The sequence below is a fragment of the Vibrio sp. YT-18 genome, assembly GCF_033337345.1.
In the GTDB taxonomy this organism is placed as follows: Bacteria; Pseudomonadota; Gammaproteobacteria; order Enterobacterales; family Vibrionaceae; genus Vibrio; species Vibrio alginolyticus.
The window spans coordinates 1-5,334 of sequence record NZ_JAWOQO010000042.1 but is presented as its reverse complement, the minus strand read 5'-3'; the positions used below and the strand labels follow the sequence as shown (position 1 = coordinate 5,334).

Here is a 5,334-nt window from a genome sequence, read left to right as displayed (position 1 = left end):
CGCGCAGATCAGTTGGAAGAATTTGTTCACTACGTGAAAGGCGAGATCACCAAGGTAGTCGGCAAATAATGTCTAACTCAAGCGTTAACCCAGGATGAGAACCTTGAAAGTATCATTGATGGCTGCGAAAGCGAAAAACGGCGTGATTGGTTGCGGTCCAGACATACCCTGGTCCGCGAAAGGGGAGCAGCTACTTTTTAAAGCATTGACCTACAATCAGTGGCTTCTGGTGGGTCGCAAGACGTTTGAATCTATGGGCGCACTCCCCAATAGGAAATACGCGGTCGTTACCCGCTCAGGTTGGACATCAAATGATGACAATGTAGTTGTATTTCAGTCAATCGAAGAGGCCATGGACAGGCTAGCTGAATTCACCGGTCACGTTATAGTGTCTGGTGGCGGAGAAATTTACCGAGAAACATTACCCATGGCCTCTACGCTCCACTTATCGACGATCGACATCGAGCCAGAGGGGGATGTTTTCTTCCCGAGTATTCCAAATACCTTCGAAGTTGTTTTTGAGCAACACTTTACTTCAAACATTAACTATTGCTATCAAATTTGGAAAAAGGGTTAACAAAGCTATGCAATCGACGGCAAAAAGCTTCGTTCGCTTCGCGCACTACGCCTTTTCCGCGATTGATAGCGACGTTATGTGAATATTGAAATGAGCATTCCAAAGAAAGGAAGTAGAAAAATTATCGTGGGCGAAAATGAGTTTTTGTGGCTCATTAGGTCAAAACTCACATATTCGCAGGACTGTTTAGGTACAGAAATGACTGCGGTCGTTGAACCGGATGCCGGTCCTCACTGATGAAGAAGTGAACACCGTACGGGAATCGTGCCGGCAGCTTGGAGCTATCGGCCGGAACCTCAACCAGGTGGCCAGGGCCTTGAACATCGAGTTCAGGGAAAGTGACAAGCTCAAGCAAGAGGCCATCGAAAAACTGGCCGAACGGATCGACCAGCATTTGGACCATGTGTCTGAGCTGTTCGATAAGACCTGGAGCCGGTGGCACGATTGTCATTTTCAGAAGACGACTGCACCAGTTGATTGGGCGTAATGGCTGTTGTGCAGCCAGCTCCTGACAGTTCAATATCAGAAGTGATCTGCACCAATCTCGACTATGCTCAATACTCGTGTGGGCTCTGTTGCAAAAATCGTGAAGCTTGAGCATGCTTGGCGGAGATTGGACGGACGGAACGATGACGGATTTCAAGTGGCGCCATTTCCAGGGTGATGTGATCCTGTGGGCGGTGCGCTGGTATTGTCGCTATCCGATCAGCTATCGCGACCTTGAGGAAATGCTGGCGGAACGCGGCATTTCGGTCGACCATACGACGATCTATCGCTGGGTCCAGTGCTACGCCCCGGAGATGGAGAAGCGGCTGCGCTGGTTCTGGCGGCGTGGCTTTGATCCGAGCTGGCGCCTGGATGAAACCTACGTCAAGGTGCGGGGCAAGTGGACCTACCTGTACCGGGCAGTCGACAAGCGGGGCGACACGATCGATTTCTACCTGTCGCCGACCCGCAGCGCCAAGGCAGCGAAGCGGTTCCTGGGCAAGGCCCTGCGAGGCCTGAAGCACTGGGAAAAGCCTGCCACGCTCAATACCGACAAAGCGCCGAGCTATGGTGCAGCGATCACCGAATTGAAGCGCGAAGGAAAGCTGGACCGGGAGACGGCCCACCGGCAGGTGAAGTATCTCAATAACGTGATCGAGGCCGATCACGGAAAGCTCAAGATACTGATCAAGCCGGTGCGCGGTTTCAAATCGATCCCCACGGCCTATGCCACGATCAAGGGATTCGAAGTCATGCGAGCCCTGCGCAAAGGACAGGCTCGCCCCTGGTGCCTGCAGCCCGGCATCAGGGGCGAGGTGCGCCTTGTGGAGAGAGCTTTTGGCATTGGGCCCTCGGCGCTGACGGAGGCCATGGGCATGCTCAACCACCATTTCGCAGCAGCCGCCTGATCGGCGCAGAGCGACAGCCTACCTCTGACTGCCGCCAATCTTTGCAACAGAGCCCGCCGTGCTAGTCTGCTCGGTGATGGTGGAGTGAAGCCAACCCGCAATCGGGTTATGAATCTGCATCGCGATTCGCAATCAGCTGTCTCTTGAGCATGTCGAACTCCTGCGATGTTATCTCGCCGTGCTCGTGCTGCTACACCAACTTGTCCAACTCATCCGCCACACCGCTCCCCACCACCTGCGATGGCCAGGTTGTTTGCTGGGCGCATTGGCGGAGTATCGTCTCGACCCGGGACACCCACACCGGCACAACCTTACGGGAGTGATTCACTGTCAAAGAATCGGCCCGGTGCTCTGACGCAAGTATCGGGATGGTCACCATTTGTAAGCCGTAGACCTGAGTGGTGATCAAGACTTCGATACCACCGACCGTACCGGTACTAATCGACGACGGTCGTGTTCGTCGCCTGCCGCAGGGACTCTGCACACCTCCGTTTACGCATGTGCCTGGAGGAGTTGGAAATCGTCGTGTTCGGGAAACATTAAACACAGGATGGCAGCGATCTGAGCCAGCACATGATCAGCTAGCTCACCATCCGGATCGACGGCCCACTGCATCGTCGCGCCAGCGATGACCGAGTGCAGGAGCAACTCAGCTGCCGCAGGAGCACCTGGGGGCAGTCGCTTGCGGATCCCCTCCACCACCGCGCGGTTCCGCTGGATCGCAAGCGTGCGTAGCTCCGGCACCTGGAGCTCGTACCAGGAGATGAGATAGTTCACCGAGAAGTCGTTGCGAGTGTTCATGCTCCGAACGAGCACCTGCAAAAATTCCCAGAGCCCTTGCGGCCCTGCGCCTATCGGTATCGCATTCAGGTAATGCCGCACCTGCTCGACGCCGCGCTCCATCATCCTCACCAGCAGCGTATCGCGGTTGGTGAAGCGCTGGATTAACGCTGCGCGGGAGAGCCCCACCTCCTTTGCTACTCCGCTGAGCGTGAACTCTATGGGACCGCAACGCTTCAGCACTACGGTGGCGGCCTCGAGTACCTCGTCATCGGACTTGAGCTTGGGGCGGGGCATCAGTGTTCACCTTCTGTATGGGTTGGGGCGGAGGCTGTGGCTGCCGCCGCCATTGTAGCAAATTGAAGACGGAGCGAGAGTAGAGCCACGAGCCCCGCAAACACGGCCGATACAACGAGGCCAGGGAGCGGACCAGCAAGGTCGACAAACGCGCCGGCCGCAAGCATAACCATGGGCGAGGCTGACAGCATCACCGCCGAGACCGTGCCGAGTACCCGGCCGAGAAGTTCTGGCGGCGTGCGGTTGTAGATGGCAGCGTTGAGAATGGGAGAGACTGAGCCGGTCAGCAGTCCCACGAGCGCGCCCAACAACATCAGCACCGGCACGCCTGGCAACTGTGAAAGCAGAAGCGAGCCCACCGCAGAGCCACAAAATGCCACCGCCAGCCAGTTCTGCGCTGATATCCGGGCGCCGACCGACGCATGAATGGCAATGCCAAGGAGACCACCAGCCCCCATCATTGAGGAGAACAGCCCGAGCTCTGCTACTTGGCGTCCTGCATCTACAAACAGCGCAGGCATGATGACGCTGCCGTTGGCGCCAACGATGCCCACGAAGATCATCACTATACCAAAGAGAGGGCGCAGCAGGGGTTCGCTCCAGAGAAAAGCGACGCCGGCGCGCATGGAGAGAGTCGCCGTCGTGGTCATCGTCCGAGCGGCACGCGCGGGAAGCACCCACGCGCCGAGCAGACCTGCAAGGACGGAGCAGAACGCCGTCAGCCCGAGCGTTGGCGCAGCGCCAAGCAGGCCGATTGCGGCCCCCCCAAGGGCCGGGCCACCTAGAATCGCGACGTTCCCGATCACCGCTTTCAGTGACGAGACGCGCTCAACGGAGAGCCCGGCGACGTGGCCGAGTTTGGGCAGCTCACTGTCCTGCGCGGCCATACCGGGTGCGTCGAACGCGGCACCGAGCACCACGCAAGCGATCAGCCCAGTGTTCGAGAGGGCGCCAACGGCATCGAGCAGTGGGATGCTCGCCATGGCCACGCCGCCCACCACACCCGAGATCAATGCGACGGGCGCGCGCCCGAACCGATCGACGAGGCCACCACCAACCCACGCGCCGATGATGGTCGCGATGACGCTGCTAGCGGCCGTGGCGCCCGCCCAGGCCGCGCTCTTTGTATGAGACAGGACGAACCATGGAAGCGCGAGGGCCGCCACCGCGTTGCCGATCCGGAAGAGAAAGGTCGCCGCGAACAGCGTCGCGAGCGGGCTATATCGACGTTCGCTCATTCCGCTGCGGCGAGCTGCGCCTTCGCCGCAGCGAGGTACTCTTCGTTACCCGAGTCGAGGGCGAAGAGTGCGTAGGTGACCGCCCCGAACGCAAGGCGCTCCGCGATGTGGTGGGCGAGCCGCGGCCACACCCGGCCACCGGCCGCTTCATACGTGAGGAGGAGCTTCGCGAGCCCCTCTTCACCAAAGACCATAAGGTGCGCGGCCATGTCGATGGCAGGGTCATCAACGCGGGCCTCGCTCCAGTCGATCATCCCGCTGACGCGCTCCGTGTTGTCGATGAGCACATGGCCCACGTAGAGATCGCCATGCACCACCACGGAGAAATCTGGCCACGACGAATCGTCGTCGAGCCAGCGCTGCCACCGGTGGAGGCGCTTGTCGTTCACCACGAACTCGCGTCGGACGCGGTCAACGTCGTCGGCCACCTTCTGACGGGCCTGCGTCGGTGTACGGATGAGCATCCCCGCATCCACGGCGGCGGAAATGGGGACGGCATGCAGGGCGGCGAGCGCGGTCGCGAAGCTCTCCGCGAAGACCTCCGAGTCCTGCGGCACGACCCAGTCGGGCGTGGACGAACCAGGCTGGATGACCATCGCAGTCGAGTCTTCGAGCATGGGATAGGCAACGAGCTCGGCGTTGGCCACGCGCCAGTCCGGCACCGCGAACGGCAGGCGATTCTTGAGCATTGCCAGCACCCGCGCCTCTGGTTCGACCTTCGCGCTTACCTCGGCTCGGCGCGGGATGCGCAGCACCCACCGACGTCCATCGTCGACGGTGGCGATCACGATCCTATAGTCGAGCCCAAGCTCATTGACAGTCAGCGGGCCATGGAGCTTGAGCCCATGTCGGGCTGCAAGTGCGTACAGTTGGGAGGTATCGGCGGTCGTGACTACGGTCATGATTCACTCCTGAGGGCTTGACGGGTTTAGCCACCTAAATGTAACAGTCACGTCGGTTATATTCAATCCGGCACTGTTGCAAAGTTAGCGATGAGGCAGCCTTTTGTCTTATTCAAAGGCCTTACATTTCAAAAACTCTGCTTACC

General features: G+C 59.1%; 6 protein-coding genes. 3 read left to right on the top strand and 3 right to left on the bottom strand.

The window, feature by feature from the left end; all coding sequences use genetic code 11:
• Positions 1-103: 103 nt before the first annotated feature.
• From dfrA14 to R7M72_RS23955, 3 genes are all read left to right on the top strand, one after another.
• Complete coding sequence (dfrA14, locus tag R7M72_RS23970) at positions 104-577, top strand: trimethoprim-resistant dihydrofolate reductase DfrA14 (RefSeq protein WP_004201280.1); 474 nt, start codon at positions 104-106, stop codon at positions 575-577.
• 220 nt (positions 578-797) lie between these two features.
• Positions 798-1,064 (top strand): plasmid mobilization relaxosome protein MobC, encoded by a 267-nt coding sequence (gene mobC / locus R7M72_RS26360; protein WP_001144737.1) that lies wholly within the window; start codon positions 798-800, stop codon positions 1,062-1,064.
• Positions 1,065-1,206: 142 nt separating this feature from the next.
• Positions 1,207-1,971, top strand: a complete 765-nt coding sequence (locus R7M72_RS23955; protein WP_001389365.1) for an IS6-like element IS6100 family transposase — start codon at positions 1,207-1,209, stop codon at positions 1,969-1,971.
• A 492-nt stretch (positions 1,972-2,463) separates the two neighbouring features.
• Here R7M72_RS23955 and mphR(A) read toward each other — a convergent pair whose 3' ends face one another.
• Genes mphR(A) through R7M72_RS23940 form a run of 3 tightly spaced genes read right to left on the bottom strand, consistent with a single transcriptional unit; the run spans position 2,464 to position 5,188 of the window.
• Positions 2,464-3,048 (bottom strand): macrolide-binding transcriptional repressor MphR(A), encoded by a 585-nt coding sequence (gene mphR(A) / locus R7M72_RS23950; RefSeq protein ID WP_001137892.1) that lies wholly within the window; start codon positions 3,046-3,048, stop codon positions 2,464-2,466.
• The gene (gene mrx(A) / locus R7M72_RS23945; protein ID WP_000004159.1) at positions 3,048-4,286 is read right to left on the bottom strand and encodes a macrolide resistance MFS transporter Mrx(A); all 1,239 of its coding nucleotides are present in this window, start codon (positions 4,284-4,286) and stop codon (positions 3,048-3,050) included. Before mrx(A) ends, mphR(A) begins: the two co-directional genes overlap by 1 nt.
• Positions 4,283-5,188 (bottom strand): Mph(A) family macrolide 2'-phosphotransferase, encoded by a 906-nt coding sequence (locus tag R7M72_RS23940; protein ID WP_000219391.1) that lies wholly within the window; start codon positions 5,186-5,188, stop codon positions 4,283-4,285. Before R7M72_RS23940 ends, mrx(A) begins: the two co-directional genes overlap by 4 nt.
• Positions 5,189-5,334: the final 146 nt, after the last annotated feature.